Source organism: Microseira wollei NIES-4236 (genome assembly GCF_020521235.1).
In the GTDB taxonomy this organism is placed as follows: domain Bacteria; phylum Cyanobacteriota; class Cyanobacteriia; order Cyanobacteriales; family Aerosakkonemataceae; genus Microseira; species Microseira wollei.
Map to the genome: position 1 here is coordinate 1 of NZ_BLAY01000081.1, position 19,721 is coordinate 19,721.

Annotated in this window: 14 protein-coding genes and 2 pseudogenes; 5 read left to right on the forward strand and 11 right to left on the reverse strand. The window is 47.9% G+C overall.

Going from position 1 to position 19,721, the window contains the following annotated elements:
- The 7 genes and pseudogenes from MiSe_RS24890 to MiSe_RS24920 all read right to left on the reverse strand — a co-directional run.
- Positions 1 to 442, reverse strand: a 442-nt coding sequence (locus MiSe_RS24890) for a hypothetical protein (protein ID WP_226585809.1), incomplete at its 3' end; no start/stop codon positions are given.
- 146 nt (positions 443 to 588) lie between these two features.
- On the reverse strand, positions 589 to 1,152 hold the full coding sequence (locus tag MiSe_RS24895; protein WP_226585811.1) for a hypothetical protein: 564 nt from the start codon (positions 1,150 to 1,152) through the stop codon (positions 589 to 591).
- A gap of 354 nt (positions 1,153 to 1,506) precedes the next feature.
- Positions 1,507 to 1,785, reverse strand: a pseudogene (locus MiSe_RS53975) (DUF4912 domain-containing protein); the annotation flags it as partial.
- Positions 1,786 to 3,300: 1,515 nt separating this feature from the next.
- Positions 3,301 to 3,912, reverse strand: a pseudogene (locus MiSe_RS53980) (DUF4912 domain-containing protein); the annotation flags it as partial.
- A gap of 30 nt (positions 3,913 to 3,942) precedes the next feature.
- A complete protein-coding gene (locus tag MiSe_RS24910; RefSeq protein WP_226585813.1) occupies positions 3,943 to 4,083 on the reverse strand; it encodes a hypothetical protein in 141 nt (46 codons plus the stop codon).
- Between the two features lie 280 nt (positions 4,084 to 4,363).
- Entirely contained in the window at positions 4,364 to 5,326 is a 963-nt protein-coding gene (locus MiSe_RS24915; protein ID WP_226585815.1) for an AEC family transporter, read from the reverse strand.
- Positions 5,327 to 5,505: 179 nt separating this feature from the next.
- The gene (locus tag MiSe_RS24920; protein WP_226585817.1) at positions 5,506 to 7,974 is read right to left on the reverse strand and encodes an IMS domain-containing protein; all 2,469 of its coding nucleotides are present in this window, start codon (positions 7,972 to 7,974) and stop codon (positions 5,506 to 5,508) included.
- Positions 7,975 to 8,252: 278 nt separating this feature from the next.
- Here MiSe_RS24920 and pdhA point away from each other — a divergent pair, with 278 nt between their 5' ends.
- The gene (gene pdhA, locus MiSe_RS24925) at positions 8,253 to 9,287 is read left to right on the forward strand and encodes a pyruvate dehydrogenase (acetyl-transferring) E1 component subunit alpha (protein ID WP_226585819.1); all 1,035 of its coding nucleotides are present in this window, start codon (positions 8,253 to 8,255) and stop codon (positions 9,285 to 9,287) included.
- A gap of 399 nt (positions 9,288 to 9,686) precedes the next feature.
- Here the strand turns inward: pdhA and MiSe_RS24930 are convergent, their stop codons facing one another.
- Positions 9,687 to 10,634, reverse strand: a complete 948-nt coding sequence (locus MiSe_RS24930) for an aldo/keto reductase (protein WP_226585821.1) — start codon at positions 10,632 to 10,634, stop codon at positions 9,687 to 9,689.
- 164 nt (positions 10,635 to 10,798) lie between these two features.
- Here MiSe_RS24930 and MiSe_RS24935 point away from each other — a divergent pair, with 164 nt between their 5' ends.
- Complete coding sequence (locus MiSe_RS24935) at positions 10,799 to 12,241, forward strand: BCD family MFS transporter (RefSeq protein WP_373872863.1); 1,443 nt, start codon at positions 10,799 to 10,801, stop codon at positions 12,239 to 12,241.
- A gap of 124 nt (positions 12,242 to 12,365) precedes the next feature.
- Entirely contained in the window at positions 12,366 to 13,184 is an 819-nt protein-coding gene (locus tag MiSe_RS24940) for an inositol monophosphatase family protein (protein ID WP_226585825.1), read from the forward strand.
- A 109-nt stretch (positions 13,185 to 13,293) separates the two neighbouring features.
- Here the strand turns inward: MiSe_RS24940 and MiSe_RS24945 are convergent, their stop codons facing one another.
- The 3 genes from MiSe_RS24945 to MiSe_RS24955 all read right to left on the reverse strand — a co-directional run bounded on the left by MiSe_RS24945 (position 13,294) and on the right by MiSe_RS24955 (position 15,323).
- Positions 13,294 to 14,334, reverse strand: a complete 1,041-nt coding sequence (locus MiSe_RS24945) for a ChaN family lipoprotein (RefSeq protein WP_307731526.1) — start codon at positions 14,332 to 14,334, stop codon at positions 13,294 to 13,296.
- A gap of 57 nt (positions 14,335 to 14,391) precedes the next feature.
- A complete protein-coding gene (locus tag MiSe_RS52915) occupies positions 14,392 to 14,541 on the reverse strand; it encodes a PEP-CTERM sorting domain-containing protein (protein WP_373872864.1) in 150 nt (49 codons plus the stop codon).
- A gap of 224 nt (positions 14,542 to 14,765) precedes the next feature.
- Entirely contained in the window at positions 14,766 to 15,323 is a 558-nt protein-coding gene (locus MiSe_RS24955) for a CHRD domain-containing protein (protein ID WP_226585826.1), read from the reverse strand.
- A 375-nt stretch (positions 15,324 to 15,698) separates the two neighbouring features.
- On the opposite strand from MiSe_RS24955, the gene MiSe_RS24960 reads away from it, so the two are divergent.
- Positions 15,699 to 19,106: a UvrD-helicase domain-containing protein gene (locus MiSe_RS24960; RefSeq protein WP_226585827.1), complete on the forward strand. Its 3,408-nt coding sequence runs from the start codon at positions 15,699 to 15,701 to the stop codon at positions 19,104 to 19,106.
- Between the two features lie 373 nt (positions 19,107 to 19,479).
- A complete protein-coding gene (locus tag MiSe_RS24965) occupies positions 19,480 to 19,677 on the forward strand; it encodes a hypothetical protein (protein WP_226585828.1) in 198 nt (65 codons plus the stop codon).
- The last annotated feature ends 44 nt before the right edge of the window (positions 19,678 to 19,721 follow it).

A 19,721-nucleotide genomic window follows, 5' to 3' on the forward strand; every position in this document is an offset into this window, starting at 1 on the left:
CTTGTCCCTTTTTGTTGTTTTTTGCCAGTAGGGACAAGGCATCAGTCAGTTTTGTGCCATTCCTCCAAGTTTTTTGGCTGCCTTGTCCCTTTTTGTTGTTTTTTGCCAGTAGGGACAAGGCATCAGTAAGTTTTGTGCCATTCCTCCAAGTTTTTTGGCTGCCTTGTCCCTTTTTGTTGTTTTTTGCCAGTAGGGACAAGGCATCAGTCAGTTTTGTGCCATTCCTCCAAGTTTTTTGGCTGCCTTGTCCCTTTTTGTTGTTTTTTGCCAGTAGGGACAAGGCATCAGTAAGTTTTGTGCCATTCCTCCAAGTTTTTTGGCTGCCTTGTCCCTTTTTGTTGTTTTTTGCCAGTAGGGACAACGCATCAGTCAGTTTTGTGCCATTCCTCCAAGTTTTTTGGCTGCCTTGTCCCTTTTTGTTGTTTTTTGCCAGTAGGGACAAGGCATCAGTAAATTTTGTCCCATTACTCCAAGTTTTTTGGCTGCCTTGTCCCTACCCCCGTTGATTTGATTGAAAATGCCTATAATAGCTAATCAAAAAAACAATTAGCAATTAGCAATTAGCAATTAGCAATTAGCAATTAGCAATTAGCTCACTTCAGGCCAAAGGCGTTCTAATTGATACCGCCATGCTGACATTGTTTCTTCGCGTCCGGCTGAACCTTGATTAATGTCGCCCATGAGTCCTTCTTCGTAGAAACGATCTAGAGTTTGGAGTGTGGCTTCTAGGGTTTGTCCTTGCTGCTTGGCAGCCTTGATAATTTGACGGATACGACTTTCTACAAGCTGGTTGAAGAAGTCAGATATACCCCTTTGGTGCAACGACAAAAGTTGGGTTACGGCAGAGTCGAAGTCAACAGAAGTCAGACTTTCGCAACTGTGTTGAAATACACCCCATAAAACTCCTTGATACAAAGCGTAGCGGGTTTCTAGGGTTGTGTCAAAGTTGGCCTCTAAAAGTTGTTCGAGGAAAGGTTGAGCTGCTTGTGCTGAAGTGATGGGGATTAAGAGTCGCAGCCAAGATTGGTCGTCTGAAAGTAATACTAACAGGCGTAAAGAAGGCGTGTCTACCTGCCAGGAGTTGGGAGCGTTCGCTTGCAAATCCGCTCCAAATAATTCCGCGAGCTTACTACCAATTTCTGCCGGTGTCATAAGTAGGTATTGTTTTTGATTTCAAAACTGACGCAAACACCAAAGTTTTTCTGAAAAATCGTCGCTTTGTCACCATAAATTTACCCAGAAACAAAGGTGATATCAAATCCGGTTGCATCGGAATGATCGGCCTTTCTTGGTAATTGGTAATTGCGAGCTTGCTAATTGCTAATTGCTCCTAGAGGTCGTAATTCCTTAGCAACGGTCAACGATATGATAGGTTCGTCGTCCAATAAGAAGCCCCCGACCTCTGCCGGGGGATAGAAATTTTAGATGGATTATTGGTTGACGGCTCGGTTTACCAAATTTTGGATTTTCACCAATCTCCTCCAATCCAAAATCTAAAATCTAAAATTAGGAGAACCATTCTTGAACGGCTTCTGCCTTAGTATTGGTATTTCGCGATGGAGTTTCGCGCTTAAAGTTCATGTGAATCGAACGGTTTTGCTCCCCATCCGACGCAACTGCCACAATCGGGAAGTCAATTACACCATCCTGGAACGACAGCTGGAAGCGGAACGTACCATCGGGATTCAGTTTAATTGGACGACCACCAATCGTCACGGTAGCATCGGGTTCCGTCGCACCGTAAACAATCAGTTCAGCATCAGCAATCAGCCAGAACTGACGCGGCATCGCGTAGGAACTGAGCGCGTGAGAGCTGACTTCGTAGGAACTCACCGCGTAAGAACTGAGCGCGTAAGAACTTTCCGGCACCGAGTAGGAGCCAACTTCGTAAGAACTTACCGCGTAAGAACTGATCGGCACCGAGTAGGAGCCGACTTCGTAGGAACTTACTGCGTAAGAACTGACTGGTATGGCGTAGCTGCTGACAGCGTAAGAACTTACCGGCACTGAGTAAGAGCCAACTTCGTAAGAACTTACCGCGTAAGAACTTACCGGCACTGAATAAGACCCGACTTCGTAAGAACTTACCGCGTAAGAACTTACCGGCACTGAATAAGAGCCAACTTCGTAGGAACTGACCGCGTAAGAACTGATTGGTACGGCATAGCTGCTAACGCCGTAGGAACTGACTGCCGGGACGTAAGAACTAACGCCGTAGGAACTGACTGCTGGAACGTAAGAACTTACCGCGTAAGAACTGACCGGCACTGAATAAGAGCCAACTTCGTAGGAACTGACCGCGTAAGAACTTACTGGCACCCCATAGCTGCTAACCCCGTAGGAACTGACTGCCGGGACGTAAGAACTAACGCCGTAGGAACTGACTGCTGGGACGTAAGAACTGACAGCGTAAGAACTGACCGGCACTGAATAAGAGCCAACTTCGTAGGAACTCACCGCGTAAGAACTTACTGGCACCCCATAGCTGCTAACCCCGTAGGAACTGACTGCTGGAACGTAAGAACTAACGCCGTAGGAACTTACTGCTGGAACGTAAGAACTAACGCCGTAGGAACTTACTGCTGCAACGTAAGAACTAACACCGTAGGAACTTACTGCTGGAACGTAGCTGCTAACTACCTCATAGGAGCTGACTGCCGGGACATAGCTGCTGACTGCGTAAGAACTGACGCCGTAGGAACTTACTGCTGGAACGTAGGAACTAACGCCGTAGGAACTGACTGCTGGAACGTAGCTGCTGACGCCGTAGGAACTAACGCCGTAGGAACTTACGGCTGGAACGTAGCTGCTGACGCCGTAGGAACTAACGCCGTAGGAACTTACGGCTGGAACGTAGCTGCTAACGCCGTAGGAACTAACGCCGTAGGAGCTAACCGCGGGGGCGTAAGAACTGACCCCGTAGGAACTGACCCCGTAGGAGCTAACCGCGGGGGCGTAAGAACTGACGCCGTAGGAACTGACCCCGTAGGAACTGACTGCTGGAAAGAAAGAGCTAACAGCGTAGGAGCTGACTTCATAGGAACTTACAGCGTAAGAACTAACTTCGTAGGAGCTTACGGCGTAGGAACTGACTCCCGATATAGAACCAGGGACTTGCTGCATGGAGCCGAACAGAGAACCGGCAATTCGTTTTGCTTCGGTGTCTGCGGCAGGGCCAAACATGTTGTCGATGGGACTTTGAACCACTGTTATCCGCTTGCTGGCTGGGTCTAGCTCCAGCAATGTTCGACCCCGCAGTTCTTCATCCCAAGAAACGGTGATGAATTGCTCTTCTACCCAGTCGGAGGGATAGAGCGGGGGAACGCGCACAGCTTCGGAACGAGCTAAAACGAGCCAGCGACCATCAGCAGTGCGGTAGCCAATATCGACTACGTAGTCGCGATCGCTCACTGGTACCGGCAAATACCATTCCCTTGCTAGCTCGTCGCAGGGATACTCCTGAATGCTATGGGGACTTTGGCTATCCAGGTTGATGTCGGTTACGTCGTACAACCGTAGGGCGATTTGTTGTCCCCCTGCTCGTCGCAGTTCTTCCTTGCAATCGTTCGGAATATCCCAATAAGCATAAGCCCATTGCGGATCGCGAGGCAGGAGAACTATCTGGCTTTCACCATAACCACCAGGTAACTCGGCTAGCTCTTCATCGACCGATGAGAGGTCTTCACCAAAGTTATCTTCTTGACCCACTTCAAATTTTGTTGCTTCCACGGCTTCTTGTACCTCCTGCGTATTAGATTGACTCGGTGAAATTCTGCTGCTTTGTACTTCCTGTATCGCTGCCAGTAGTTGCGACTTTCTCATCCTGCTGTATCGAGAAATACCACACTCACTGGCTACTCTACGTAGTTGCCGCAGGGTCATTTCTTCTAAAGGTGGGCGTTCTTTTGCCATAAATGCGTTCTCCAGTACTTTGAGTAACAGCTATGTCTTGCCTTTTTGAGTATGTTCGGAGTCAAAATATTGCTTTTCTCTCAACGCTACATTTTTGGATAGCTCTGCCCATTTTTTCTGGGAAGCGATGTGGCTATTTCCGGCTGCTACGTTTGAGCTGAACTCCAGCAAAAAGCTCTCTCTCTCAAGCGAGACTGCGTTCATTTGACACCAGCAACACTCCGAAGACACGTGGGCATTTGCTCTTGTGTGATTTGCGATTTGTTAAGAACATGTTGCAGAAAAGTCCTCGATCAGGTCAAGAGGTGTGTCGGGCGATTATGAGTAGATCTACGCTTTTATAGGGAAATCGGGGATCGTTTTGTCATGATTTGTTAACAAAGCCGCCAAAACCCCTGGCCAGAATATCAAGATTTCTTGACAAAGCAGCGAGGTCAAGAAACCCGGTTGTTTAGAAAAACCTTCTGTGTGAGCCAAACAAAAACAGCCAGAGAGGAATCATCAGCAGTAGCATTACGGTGGATAGGAAGATACTGCTGGCAATCAACTCTCGGTCGAGGTCGTATTCTTCTGCCAAAATCAAGCCCATAAACGCACTAGGCATCCCTGACATCAAAACCAACGCCAAGCAGGGGTCGCCGCCAATTCCCAACAGAGTCGTCCCTATGGCAATGAGTCCTGGCACGATCGCAACTCTTAAGCTACTGGGAATCAGCGCCATCCGAAAACTTTTCCACCCGGAGATTTGCGCCAGTCGTATCCCGATCAGCAGAAAGGCACCGCAACTGACAACTCCAATCGAAGCTTCGAGTCCAGATTCAATAAAATGAGGAAATTCAATCGATTTAGTGAAATAGCCCAAGATAAACGTCCACAGGCAAGGCATAATCAATAAATCGCGCAGGTTAAGCCACCAGCGATGCTCGCTATGGGACCGACCAAAATAACTGGCAACTAGAACGCCAAAAACATAGGGGCCAAAAAGGTTGTGAGCTATGCTGTAGAAGACTGCTACATTCAGGGAGTCGGACTGGATTAAATAAGGAGCGATCGCTAACCCCACAAACCCGGTGTTTCCCAGCATCGCTGCCAAGATAAAACTACCCTGGCGCGATCGATTAAACCAGCTCTGATTCGGCTTTGGTAAAGCTGGACTCCGCAATAGTTGCCAGCATAAGCAAGACAGTCCCAGTCCCAAGGTTAAGGCTACTAACGTCACCAAGGGCGCTAACCCCCAATTCCCAGAAAAGTTCGTCTGTCGAGCTAGTGCCAGAATTTCTATCGGTACGCCAACCCAATACAGCGCGCGCCCCAACCACCGAGGCAGCGCCTTTGGTATAAACCGAAACAGCAGTATTCCTAAACCCGTCCAGAGAATTAGAGGGGTATAAATATCGAATAGCGTGTTAGTCATAGGTTACGAGTAGATGGTCATCAGTTGGCTTGCGATTCACGCGCACCATTTGGTTATAAATGAGACAAGGAAGACCCTCGAAAGCAAGGAAGGGAAGGAAGACAAGGGAGGTTCTTCCCTACCACCAACTACTGACCATCGCACCCAAGAACAGCTGATTGCTGACTACTGAGGAAAGGCTACTTTAAAACAGTCATATCCCGGATGAACCACCGACCGTTTTGGCGCACCAAGTCATACCGAACCCGCAGATTAGAATCGTAAGATTCTTTCCGCACTAATCGATCGCCTCTGTAGTGTTTGGCAACTTCGCGTACCTGTGCTTCTACTTTGGGTTGATTTTCATCGCCCTGGGGGATCTGGATCGAATTTTTTGCAATCGTATGCTCGAACTCGCGATGCCAGTTGTTTTTCCTTGCCGTGCCAGCGATCCCTTCCCATCGCGCCAGCGCTGGGTTGACTAATATTTGAGCTAATCGATCGATTTCGTGGTTAGACCCAAACGCTTCTTTTTTACGATCTAACCAGGTCTGAATCACTTGTTCGGCAACTGCTTCTGTGATTGGTCCCGATGCAGTTAATGGATCTCTGGCAATTGCGGACGATTCTAACAAGGATTTATCGAGGCTTACCTCTAACTGTTCTCCTTTAACTGGCGATCGTGCTTGTGGTAAATTTCTGTTGATCGCTGCGATGGCTTGGATCAACAAAAATAGCAGTACTCCAATGCCCAACACGCCACCCAAGAGCAATATCAGCCGCTTTTGTTTAGCTGCCCTTGACGAACTGCCAGCCGGTGACACCAAGTTGCGCCAACCCCTTGACAAATTCTCCAGATTCTGTTTTAGCCATCGATTCGTGCGGCCTCGCCTGCCGCGTCTGGTGGAAGACCCACCGGGTCGATGCTGCAACGCTGCTGTTGTGGCACCGCTTGGTGGCGTTGGTTGGCGTAAGGGAGCCCCTGGATCGAAGGTAACCGATTCCCTGATCGGAGCGCCGACGCTAGAGGCTGGCATCCCTTCCCCAGGGTAAGTTTCCCTTTGGTTGGCTGCCCCTATTGAACCATTTGCCACGCGCTCAGCAGTAGGCAGCGGTGTTTGAGGCATCGAAGCACCAGCTTTTCCTAACAAGGCGCTCAGAGTTGCTTCGCCGGATCCAGATAAGGGGGTCGAGGAGGTGCGAGGCAAGTTTGTCTTGATGTCTGATCCGATTTGGGTACTCAAGCGGGATTCAATTAAAGCTTGAGTTCGCTGCATCTGAGATTTCAGACGTTCGATTGCTTCCCGTTCCGCTTGAGTGGTGGATGGGGATGCTGTTGGGGTGGATATCCGGTCAGTAGCGATCGCTTCCCACTGGTTAGTTGCTTGTGTGTCTTTTGGCAGCGATTCCAGTGCCGTCTGCACGCGATCGTCGGCGAAGTAATCTTTTAAAGAAACTTGTTGCTCTGCCAAGTCGCGGAAGTGAGGAAACACTTCTTCCTGCAACCAACGTTCGCTATAAAGGCACAGTCCCGGCAACAAATCCGGTGCCCCTTGGGAATGTTCGCGAATAAAAGCTAAAGCCTCATATTCAAAAGACAACTCCAAAGCGCGAGATGCTTCGTCGGTTTGTCCCAAAAGCAGGGCGCAGATCGATTGCTCGAGATATACATCTTGGCGTTTGCCCAGACGCATTAGCAGCACCTTGGCGCGCCCGATCAGTTCTGGCTGTCGCTGGGTAAAACCGCGTGCCAAGAGCGCATACACTGCTAAATAAGTAGCTACTGCCGAAGGACGACGGGCTTCTTCTTCAAACAAAGCCTGCTGCTCGGCGCTGGTGAGATAGACGCGCAACTGCTGGATAAAGCGGAGAAAGTTTTCCTTGTTTAACCCGGATTGATCGTTGCCTGCACCATCGATGCCGCCGCGTTCGACTAGCATTTCTTGTAACAGCAGCACTCCTTTGCGTCGCTCTTGGGTTTCTTCCAATGGCAGTGCTAGCAATTCTAATATTCTGTAAGGACGTAGCTTATAGAGGTCCGATTGGATTTCGCCTCGGACGCCAGCAAATAAACCTTCGCGTAATAGCAATTCTTGACCGCCGTTTAGAGTTGCAGCGGCATCTTCGTACCGGCGTTGCTGCCATTGCTCGCGCCCCAATTCTAAACAGGCTAGGGCGACGGTTAAAACCATGTCTGCTCTGGCAATTTTGGGTTCGCCAAACCTGCCGGTTTCGATTTCGGTTGAGGAACTGCTCAGATAGGAGCGACCTAAATGCAAGACCAGTTCGTATTCTCCCAATTCTTGCAGAATCAGCAAGGCTCCCAAAAACTCTTCGTCAGAAATATCGATACTGGGAGGTTCGGGGTAAGCATTTGGTTCCACCGATGCAGCACCAGTAGCCGGTGTCGTTGGCGACTCGGTTCGTTGTGGGGAATCACTCGCGTAGGTTTTGGTGAAGAAACTGGCATCGTAGGCGCTACGCTGTTCTGGATCGGCAAGAACCCCATAGGCTTCGTCGAGCAGTTGTTTGCGAGCAAGAATAGCGAGTTCTGAATATTCGCGTCGCGGCAGTTGTTGGACGCGATCGCGATATGCTTGCTGCAACTGTTCTGTACTTGCCTGAATCGGTAGACCCAGAATTCGATAATAGTCAAGTGGTATACGCACAGCCCACTTCCCTAACGGCGAACGACTGAATTAGCTTATGGTATCATTGACACTCCCAAGACCAAAGTCAAGGGAATTCTTTGCATCCTCTCCCGCTCTTGCCCAGACTTGGAACCAAAGCAAGGGTTGAGGATCGGATCGCACGCCTATTGTAGCTAGTCCTAACTCTTCCCTTAAATTGGATGAGATATTGCTGCAAAATACACCAGGCTCCCGTTGGGGCCCGATACTGGAAACAGATTTGACTTTGAGTCTTGCCGAAAGGATACAACAGATCGATGGTTAAAGAACGAACCCTCCCAGTATTTCACGCTGCTTCCGCACAAATTACCAAGGAAGAAGGACTGAAAATCTACGAAGACATGGTTTTGGGGCGCTTGTTTGAGGATAAGTGCGCCGAAATGTACTATCGGGGCAAAATGTTCGGTTTTGTCCACCTCTATAACGGTCAAGAAGCCGTATCTTCTGGCGTCATCAAAGCAATGCGCCCGGATGAAGATTACGTTTGCAGCACCTACCGCGACCACGTCCACGCTTTGAGTGCTGGCGTAACGGCGCGGGAAGTGATGGCAGAATTATTTGGCAAGGCGACTGGTTGTTCTAAAGGTCGCGGCGGTTCGATGCACATGTTTTCTTCCCCCCATCGTCTGCTGGGGGGCTATGCCTTTGTTGCCGAGGGCATTCCCGTGGCGACGGGGGCGGCGTTTCAATCAAAATACCGCAAAGAAACGATGGGCGACGCCAGTGCCGACCAAGTAACGGCTTGCTTTTTTGGCGATGGCGCTTGCAATAACGGTCAGTTTTTCGAGTGCTTGAATATGGCGGCGCTGTGGAAGCTGCCAATTCTGTACGTTGTGGAAAATAATAAGTGGGCGATTGGCATGGCTCACGAACGCGCTACCAGCGATCCGGAAATTTACAAGAAAGCCCATGCCTTCGGGATGGCAGGGGTCGAGGTAGATGGGATGGACGCGCTGGCTGTATATACGGTGGCGAAAGAAGCGATCGCTCGCGCCCGTGCCGGTGAAGGACCTACCCTGATAGAAGCCCTCACCTACCGCTTCCGGGGTCACTCCCTCGCCGATCCAGATGAACTACGCTCTAAGGAAGAAAAGGAATTCTGGTTTACCCGCGATCCCATTAAAAAGTTCGCCGCCTACCTCACCGAGGAAAATTTAGCCACTGCTGAAGAACTCAAGGACATCGACCGCAAAATTCAAGCAGTTGTAGACGATGCGGTTCAGTTCGCCGAACAAAGCCCCGAACCCGACCCCAGCGAATTGTATCGCTTTGTGTTTGCGGAAGATGAGTAATTGCTAATTGCTAATTGCTAATTGCTAATGGGTAATTGGTAATTGCTTAAAATCTTAGCCATTACCGTCGTTCCCACGGCTTATGCCTGGGAACAGCATTAGCCATTAGCCATTAGCCATGAGCCATGAGCCATGAGCCATGAGCCATGAGCCATGAGCCATTAGCCATTAGCCATGAGCCATGAGCCATGAGCCATGAGCCATGAGCCATGAGCCATGAGCCATGAGCCATGAGCCATGAGCCATGAGCCATGAGCCATGAGCCATGAGCCATGAGCCATGAGCCATGAGCCATGAGCCATTAGCCATTAGCCATGAGCCATGAGCCATTAGCCATTAGCCATGAGCCATGAGCCATGAGCCATTAGCCATTAGCCATTAGCCATGAGCCATTAGCCATTACCTAAAAGTACGAGTTATTTGCTCTAACTTGGCTACTTCATCAGCTTGCAGTGAAAAGCCCAATGCTCCAGCATTCTGCGCAGCTTGTTCGGCTGTTTTTGCCCCTGGAATGGGAATGACGTTGCCTTGAGCAATTAACCAATTCAGGGCAATTTGAGCCTCTGTGCGATCGTATTTATCTCCCAGTTCGCGCAGTAATGATATTACGGGCGCGATTTTTTCTAACCCTTTGCGGCTGAAACGAGAATCAAACCGCCTCGCCCCCGTCGGTTCTTTAAAATTTTTCAACGAATACTTGCCAGTAAGCAATCCTTGTGCTAAAGGGCTATAAGCCAGGATGGTAACGCCGAGTTGGCGAGCCGTATCCACAATGCCTTGGGTTTCCACCTGCCGCGATAGCAAGGAATACCGCACCTGATTTGCCGCCAAGCGTACCCCCCTAGCCGCTAAAATTTGGTGCGCTACCCTCATTTGGTCGGCAGAATAGTTACTGACGCCAACGGCGGCTATTCTTCCCCGCTGCACTTCGTCTGCCAGCGCGTTCATTAGCGTTTCTTGGCTCATGAAAAAGGTAAAAGGCCAATGCACCTGGTAAAGCGCGACTTGCTCTACTTGCAGGCGCTTTAAACTGGCTGTGAGGGCATCTGCAACCGATTGTCCGGTAAAGCGCCACGGCATCGGGCCGTATTTGGTGGCAATGATGACGGGAAGATCGATCTGTTTCATGAACTGTCCCAGGAGTTCCTCAGATAATCCCATGCCATATACTTCGGCGGTGTCGAAGAAATTCACTCCCGCATTCAAGGATGCTTCAAACGCTTCCCGCAACTGCACCGCGCCGTAGTCAGTGCCATAATTCCAAAACAACTTGTCTCCCCACGCCCAAGTGCCGACGCATAGGGGCGTTACCACCGGGCCATCTTGACCTAAAGTAATAGTCTGCACGCTGGTTGACCGTTTGTTTACAAAACTTCATATTCTTTTAGTGTATCGTCGCTCCCCAGGTGTTGGTGAGAGGGAGGGAGACGTAACCGCGCCAGCGGTTTGTGTTAAAGATTAGTTAGTTCCATCGAAAGTCGGACATAAAATAGTCGATCTCTGAAAAGAAAATGGCCACGGGTGGTATTTCAAAACATCAACTAGAGTCGGCAAGTCAGCCAATGCCTAAAATCAAACTGCTGACGATGTTCCGATTGGGTTTATTTCAGATGGGGTTGGGTATCCTGGCAGTTTTAACCCTGGGGGTACTCAACCGCGTCATGATTGCAGAATTGGCAATTCCAGCGACGGTAACCGGCGCTACGCTGGCAATTTCTCAGTTTGTTGCGCCAGCAAGAATTTGGTTTGGACAGATGTCTGATGCCAAACCGCTGTTGGGTCATCACCGCACGGGTTATGTTTGGATTGGTGCTGCTTTATTTACGTTTATCTTATCGGCAGCGGTACAAATTATCTGGAAATTGGGTAATGCGGTGCAAGGGTTGGGGGGTTGGAGTTGGACAGAGCAAACTTATGGCTGGACGGCGCTGGCGGCGTTAATTTTTGCGCTGTACGGGTTGGCTGTAAGTGCTAGTTCGACAACGTTTATGGCTTTGTTGGTAGATGTTTCCGATGAAGATAATCGCGGTAAACTGATCGGAATTGTCTGGACAATGCTGACAGTTGGAATTGTCATCGGTGGCATTACCAGCAAAATTTTGTTGAAGCCATTAGAGAATACAAATCCTTCGTTTGAAACATTAAATGCGTCGATTAATTGGCTGTTTTTCATTGTGCCAATCGTTGTTTTGGGACTGGCGCTGCTGGCGACATTGGGGGTAGAAAAGAAATATTCCCGCTATACTTATCGCTCGGCTTTGGTGAAGCGGGAAGATAAAATTACGTTGGGAACGGCGTTGAAAATTTTAACGGCGAGTCGTCAAACCGGGATATTTTTTACATTTATGTTGGTGATGACGACAAGCTTGTTTCTGCAAGAGGCGGTTTTAGAACCTTATGGCGGACAAGTGTTTGGTTTGTCGGTGGGTCAAAGTTCCCAATTGAATTCTTTTTGGGGAATTGGCATGTTGCTGAGTTTGAGTGCAACTGGATTTTTCATTATTCCCCGTTTGGGTAAGCGCAGAACAACTGGATTGGGTTGTTTGGCGTGTGCGGTTTGCTTTATCCTGATTATTTTGGCGGGATTTAGCGCTAATGTAAAGTTATTTCAGGCAACGTTAGTGTTGTTCGGTTTATCTGCTGGAATTAGTACGACGGGGGCGCTGAGTTTGATGTTAGATTTAACCGCAGCAGAAACCGCAGGTACGTTTGTGGGTGCTTGGGGATTGGCGCAAGCGATCGCGCGGGGTTCCGCAGTAGTAATCGGCGGTGCTATCCTCGATGTCGGAAAAGCTATTTTTACCGATCCGGTGCTATCATACGGCTTGGTGTTTGCGACGCAAGCAGTAGGAATGGTGGCGGCGATATGGTTTTTGGGGCGAGTGAATGTGAAAGAATTCCGCGATAATGCTAAGCAAGCGATCGCCACCATCATGGAAGGCGATTTAGACTGATTGCTAATGGGTAATGGGTAATTGGTAATTGCTAATTGCAGATTTAAGATTTACCCATTACCCTCGTGACCCAAACAATCGCCTGGGAACGCCATTACCCATTACCCATTACCCATTAACCGGAATGACTGATATTCTAACCTTTGCCCAAACGACAACTGCTAGAGTCGGTGACTATCTACTAACCCAGTTTGGACAAGTGCAAGCTTCTCGCAAGCCTGATGGTAGCTTGGTAACTCAAGCAGATCAATGGGCAGATCGAGAAATACGAGAAGCAATAGCTTCCACTTTTCCCAGTCACGGCGTTTTAACTGAAGAAACCGAACATGTTTTCCATGGGTCCCAATGGTGTTGGGTTATCGATCCTTTGGATGGTACAACCAACTTTACCCGGGGAATTCCCGTCTGGGGAATTTCACTAGGATTGCTGTATAAAGGAACACCTGTATTTGGTTACGTCCATTTCCCCCCACTCGGTCAATCCTTCCACGGATTCTATTCCCAATTACCAATTACCGATTACCCATTACCCAACACTGGTGCTTTTTTAAACAACCGCCCGATTCACACTAGCCCTGACGCGCCTAGTCAAAATCACTTTTTCAGCTTGTGTGCGAGAAGTACAGATGTGATGAAACAGCCTTTCCCGTGTAAAATTCGGATGCTGGGAGTTGCTAGTTATAACTTTCTCGCTGTTGCGTCTGGTGCGGCTTTAGGTGCTGTTGAAGCTACGCCTAAAATTTGGGATCTTGCCGCAGTTTGGGTGATTCTTCAAGCAGCAGGGGGTGCTTGGGTATCGTTAAGTAAGGAACCAATTTTCCCGTTGCAAGCGCTTAAGAATTATGGTAGTTGTTCTTTGCCCACTTTAGTTGCGAGTCGGGCGGAATTAGTGCCAGAATTTAAACCATTTGTGGAATTTTTGGGTAATAAGGCAAGTTGCTAATTGCTAATTGCTAATTGCTAATTGCGATAGCTAGGTAATATAGAATTTTTCTTGATTGAGCGATTAGCCATTAGCAATTAGCCATTGCATAAAACTTTCTCCTGTGGCGTTATTGGTAAGTAAACCAAAAGAAATCGGCAGCGGGGGTATTATTTCTGGGTGGAGTATCTTCGGCTGGATTTAATAGAATTGTACGCTGAACAATCCCATCTACGCGACGGGCGACGCGGCTGGGAATTCCGTATCCGTAGGCGACGTGACCTTTACCAGCTAATACTATAACTTGATAATCTGGGTTGGCTTGTAAAAATCGGACGATACTATCTGCCATTGTTTCATCCCAGACGACTTGAGCTTGAAAAAATCGCTCAAAACCACTACTGTTACCCTTACCTTTATGGCTTTGTTCGTAAATTTCTTGTATCACCTCGCGATAGGCGGGGTCATCTGTGCGAATTTCCGAGATTGGTGGAATAAATCGCCGGTCGTCGCGGGATAATCTTTGTAAGCCGCGACGGGCAACTTGGCGGACTATTTCTGTGGGTGCATTTAAGGCGACTACTGGGAGTCGATTGGCTTTGGCAAAGCGCAGGAAGGGGGCATAATATTCCCAAGGGAAGCCCCAGCGTTCATCGTACTCGGTGCGATCGCGCAAATCTTCTTCGTTAATATTGTCTGCTAAATAGCGGTTGATGTATGACTGATAGGGGCGCTGGAACATTTCCATTGCGATCGCAATGCGCGGATTGCGTTGGTGCAACGCTTGTATAATCTGTAACTGCGCGGCGTGCTCTTGCGGTTGATCGTGAGTTTCCCCCAGGTAGATAACTTTTGCCTTTGTCAGTTCCTCGAATAGTGCTGGGGAGGGGTAAGCTTGCTGTTGGACGGGACTAAATACCCGTTGAGCATAAGCTATCGGGGTGCTAACCAGGATTAGACCCAGGGACAAAGCGCAGAATTGGACGAGTTTGCGTGTTTTCATACATATATTTTGTACTGCTTCCCAACTATAAAAGGCAGATATCACTAAATCAGGATTTACGCCAACACCAAAGTTTCTCTGAAAAATCGTCGGTTTGGCAAGGAAAGATCCCAGCCAGAAACCGGGTTTCTCTGAAAAATCGTCGGGAATGTTGTAGGGGCACGGCAATCATAAAATTTTGACTTGTACAGAATATTTCGGATGCCGTGCCCCTACACAGAAAATTCAGTTCGCATCTTGCTGTCGCCGCCGCAACAGCAGAACCGAACCGCCGAATAATGCTAGTCCGATTACACTTGTAGGTTCGGGAACGTTAAGCAAAGAAACCCGGTTTCTCTGAAAAATCGTCGGTTTGGCAACGAAAGATGGTAGCAAGAAACCGGGTTTCTAGGAACGCCCTGGCGTAAGTCCTAACAGGAAAAGAAGAGATAGGTAATCTTATAGCACCGCAGCGAGTCATATCATGTCCGCGAGAGATCGGTAGTGCATGGATGGCTAATTGCTAATTGCTAATTGCTAATTGTCAATTGCCAAAAGAGCCATTAGCGATTAGCTATTAGCATTTACACAACCGTTGCCTAAGGACATGATATCAGGCTTTAGTTCGCGATTTTGTCTCGCCGCCGCAACAGCAGAATCGTTCCGCTGACTAATGCTAGTCCGATTACAGTAGCAGGTTCGGGTGTTCGCTCAATTTGTCCGCGTAACTCGCCGCCACGGAAGGTGGTTGAATGGAGGTTGAAGTAATATCCGTTGTCTAAAAATCGGTTGAAAACAGCAGCAGCAGATACGCCTGCTGGGAGTTCTGCGGAAGTCCAATCGCCGACGATAGTACCGCTGGTCACTCCTTGATTTAAAGGCGCGTTATCCAGATCGTGAACGACTGGGCCATTTTCTCCACGGTTTCCCCTATGGATGTGCGCCAAGATCAAACTTTGGCTCATATCGGCAAACGTCACTTTATAGTTAAAAGTCCAGTTATCGGGATCGCCGTTGAGTGTAGCTTCAAAAGACCCTGTGGCGGGGCTGTTAATTGGCGGAACCTCTTGCAAACCGCTCAGCGGCCCTGCAAAATTAAAGGTTGCTGCATTAGCTGCAACGGGCGCAAGTGCTGTCAATGCCGTGCTTAGCGCTGCTACTGCCCAAAATTGTTTCATAGAATTGCTCCTTTGACATAACATGGGTACTGCCGTCGCGAGTTAACGGAGGCGAAACAACCGCAATTACACAAAGCGCCAAAAGCCAATGGACCGAGCTTGTTGGATGGGAGTTTTTTATCGATAGAATGGTATTCCTAACCCTTCGCAACCCGTAAAATTACTGGTAATCTAGTTAGGAAGCCGATTTGAGCGCCAGATGTAAATGTTGCCTACTGTTCGTCCCCCGTAAAATTACTGACGATCTTGAGAAAATCATATAAATTTCAATCTCGTAGTTGAGTGTTTCTGCTATGTAATTTATCAAATCTTTTTACTTGACCGTCTTATATGAAGCTTGTGTGAAGTAAAATTGGCGATCGCTCTAAAATCTCTATGACTCAAACAACTGATTTTCTTAACCATCTCAACCCTTCTCAACGCCGTGCGGTTGAGCATTTTTGCGGCCCATTATTAGTCGTCGCCGGGGCAGGTTCCGGCAAGACGCGGGCGCTGACTTATCGCATTGCTAATTTAATTTTGCGCCACGGGGTCGATCCGGAAAATATCCTGGCGGTGACTTTTACTAATAAAGCGGCGCGGGAAATGAAAGAAAGGATTGAAAAGTTGTTCGCGCAAAGACAGGCGCAAGAGGAATATGGGAAAGCTTTGTCAGATCTGAGCGAGTCGCAGCAAACCCGGTGGCGATCGCAAGTTTACCAAACTTATATTAAACCCCTTTGGTGCGGCACGTTCCACAGTCTCTGCGCTCGCATTCTCCGCTACGATATCGACAAATATCAAGATGAGAAAAACCGCAAGTGGAATCGCAATTTCTCTATTTTCGACGAATCGGAAGCGCAAACTCTGGTGAAACAGATAGTCACCCAAAAGCTAAATTTGGATGACAAGAAATTTGAACCCCGTAACATTCGCTACGCCATTAGCAACGCCAAAAACCAGGGACTCTCACCCAGCGATTATGCCAGAGAACATCCTTATTATAAAGGGCGAATTATCGCCGATGTTTACACCCACTACCAAGATGCGCTGGCAGAAAATAACGCCCTCGACTTCGACGACCTAATTTTAGTCCCCGTGCAGCTATTACGGCAAAATCAGAAAGTTTTAACCTATTGGCATCAGAAGTTTTGTCATATTTTAGTCGATGAATATCAAGATACCAACCGCACCCAATATGATTTAATTAGCCTTTTAGTTGCGGGCGGAGTTGATAATAAAAAATTCAATAACTGGGAAAACAGATCGATTTTTGTCGTCGGGGATGCAGATCAGTGTCTTCCTCCTGGCACGCAAATTTTGACTCCCGACGGCTATGCGCCAATTGAGACATTAAAGGTAGGAGATAAAGTATTAGCACCCAGCGGCGAACATCAACTTTATCCACGTACAGTTACCCAAATCAAACAGGGTTATTTTTCTGATTCCCTGTGGTGCGTGCGTGCTGGAGATAAATTGCTCAAAGGCACTCCCCATCATATTATCTTGGCGCGAATGGTTCCCCAAGCAGGACGTTACTACGTTTACTTAATGTACAGAGCAGACAGAGGTTATCGCGTTGGTATGACCAGAAGTCTGCGTAGTAACGACTATGGCAAAGAAGAATTAGGTTTTAGAGTGCGAGCATGTCAAGAACATGGTGACAAACTATGGGTGCTGAAAACAACAAATTCCTACGAAGAAGCTCGGTACTACGAAGCATACTATGCTGCTAAATATGGTTTACCAACAATACTTTTTCATGGCGAAGGTCGCAATCTGCGAATCAGCGATGAATTAATTTTTCGGTTGTTCCAAGAAATTGACACCATCACCAATGCTCACCGTTTAATGGACGATTTGTGGCTGCATCCAGATTATCCTCATTATCGACCGCAAAACGGCTCTCGCCGACAGACATTAAATTTGGTAATGTTTGGTACGCCACGACTAGAGCGGCAATTATCTGCTAGCTATCATCGCTTACAGTGGTGTTCTAATCGCAGCGATATTGCCCACAATTTACAATCAGCTGGCTTCCCAATTCGTTCGAGTAAAAATAATCGCGGTTATCGACTCGAAACGGCTAGAGTCTCTTATAAAGAAGCAATGGTTATTGCTCATAAAATCGCTGCAACTGGTGGATTAGATATTCGCGAACGCGCTTTATTAAGTGGCATTACCTATGAATTTATGCCACTCTCTCACTTACAGCCAGGAATGAGAGTCTTAATAGATGTAGATGGGAAACTAGAGGAACGTGAAATCCAAGAAGTATTTCAGGAAGAGTATCAGGGCGCAGTTTACGATTTAGAAGTAGACATCGCTCACACTTACATTGCCAATGGAGTTTTAGTCCATAATTCGATTTACAGCTTCCGCATGGCAGATTTCACCATCTTACTTGACTTCCAAAACGATTTTGGCGATGGACTGCCCGATGAAGATACCCAAACGATGGTGAAATTGGAAGAAAACTATCGTTCCAGAGAAAACATCTTGCATGTAGCTAATAAACTGATTGAAAATAATACCCAACGGATTGATAAAATTTTGCGTGCTACGCGAGATGCAGGGGATCAAATTTATTGTTACAAAGCCGATGACGAGGTTTTAGAAGCCGAGTTTGTCATTAATCAAATTCGCTCAATAGCAAACAATAATCCCGAAATAGACTGGGGAAGCTTTGCAATTCTTTATCGCACCAACGCTCAATCTCGCCCGTTTGAAGAAGCCCTAGTCAGACGAGATATTCCCTACACAATTGTCGGGGGTTTAAGATTCTATGACCGCAAAGAAATAAAAGACGTTTTGGCTTACTTGCGAACCCTAGCAAACCCAGCAGATAGCCTCAGCTTGCTGCGAATTATTAATACCCCCCGGCGCGGCATTGGCAAAGCGACTTTAGACCGATTAATTGCAGCAGCGCAAGAGTTAGGCATTCCCTTATGGGAAATTTTAAGCGATGAAACATCGGTGCATACCTTAGCAGGAAGAACGGCAAAACCGATTTTAAGTTTTGTCGAACTTATGCAACGCTGGCGCGAAGAAATTAATTCCCGAACAGCAGCAGAAATTGTTCAAGGTATTCTGGAAGAATCTGGTTATGTTCAAGACTTGAAAACCCAGGGAACCGATGAAGCAATAGATCGATTGCAAAACGTGCAAGAACTTTATAACGCCGTGCTGCAATTCCAAGAAGATACGGAAGATTCCAGTTTAGAAGGGTTTCTCGCCAATGCTTCCCTGGCATCGGATTTGGATAACTTAAAAGAAGGACAAAAAGCTGTTTCTTTAATGACGCTGCATTCCGCAAAAGGACTGGAATTTCCCGTTGTATTTCTGGTAGGATTAGAGCAAGGATTATTTCCCCATGTCCGCAGTTTAGACGACCCGGCGGCGTTGGAAGAAGAACGGCGACTCTGTTATGTAGGCATCACCCGCGCCCAAGAAAATTTGTTTTTGACTCATGCGCGAGAGCGACGCTTATATGGTTCGCGCGAACCCGCGATTAAATCGCAATTTTTAGCAGAATTGCCGCAAGAACATATCAGCGGTAACGGTACGACTGGGGTGACAAAAGCGATTTCCCGACAGATCCCCCCCTGCCCCCCCTTAACAAGGGGGGGAGTGAAAAGCGAAAATTGGAAAGTAGGCGATCGCATCGTTCATAAAGACTTCGGCGTCGGCGAAATCACCCGGGTTTTGGGATCGGGAAACAAACTATGTTTAGCCATAAAATTTCCCAGCATCGGTCAAAAAATCATCGACCCCAAAGTTGCTCAAATGCAACGAGTAGAGTAACTCTCTTTCATATCATGTCCTGTGGTATCGGTAGTGTATGGATGGCTAATTGCTCGCTTGCTAATTGCTCGCAATTCAATTGCCTCGAGAGCAGCGATTAGCGATTAGCTATTAGCAGTTACACAACCTTTGCTATTGGACATGATATCACTCGTTACCAGGTTCACTCGTTACCAGGTTCCACCTGGTAACGCAGGTGGAACCTGGTAACGCAGGTGGAACCTGGTAACGCAACTTCAGCGGCTCCAGCTGCCGATAAGCCGCATATAATTGGAGGCAGCATCGTCGAATATAGCATTCCCAGGCTCCTGGCTGGGAACGAAACAAAAGCGGGTTGGTCTGAGGTGACGAAACCGAACTTAGAGGTGTTGACGTGCAACAACCCGAAGCTTACAAGGTAGGCGAAGTTGAACTGAAATGCTTAGTCGGCGCCCATGAATTATTCTGGCGTCGAGAAGTACAGTTAACAGAGGGAGTCCCTACCCTTGATTATCCAAGCTGGAAGAACCGCTATGCTTTGTGTCTAGTCTGCGAAAAATGCGGTTATATACATTCCTTCCTACCTGAGTAAGCGATCGCTCACCTAAAATAAAACTATAGTTTGGGAGAAAGCGA

Coding starts and splice junctions, on each gene's coding strand:
- MiSe_RS24895 (WP_226585811.1), bottom strand. CDS start 1,152: ATGACACCGGCAGAAATTGGTAGTAAGCTCGCGGAATTATTTGGAGCG.
- MiSe_RS24915 (WP_226585815.1), bottom strand. CDS start 5,326: ATGACTAACACGCTATTCGATATTTATACCCCTCTAATTCTCTGGACG.
- pdhA (WP_226585819.1), top strand. CDS start 8,253: ATGGTTAAAGAACGAACCCTCCCAGTATTTCACGCTGCTTCCGCACAA.
- MiSe_RS24935 (WP_373872863.1), top strand. CDS start 10,799: ATGGCCACGGGTGGTATTTCAAAACATCAACTAGAGTCGGCAAGTCAG.
- MiSe_RS24940 (WP_226585825.1), top strand. CDS start 12,366: ATGACTGATATTCTAACCTTTGCCCAAACGACAACTGCTAGAGTCGGT.
- MiSe_RS24955 (WP_226585826.1), bottom strand. CDS start 15,323: ATGAAACAATTTTGGGCAGTAGCAGCGCTAAGCACGGCATTGACAGCA.
- MiSe_RS24960 (WP_226585827.1), top strand. CDS start 15,699: ATGACTCAAACAACTGATTTTCTTAACCATCTCAACCCTTCTCAACGC.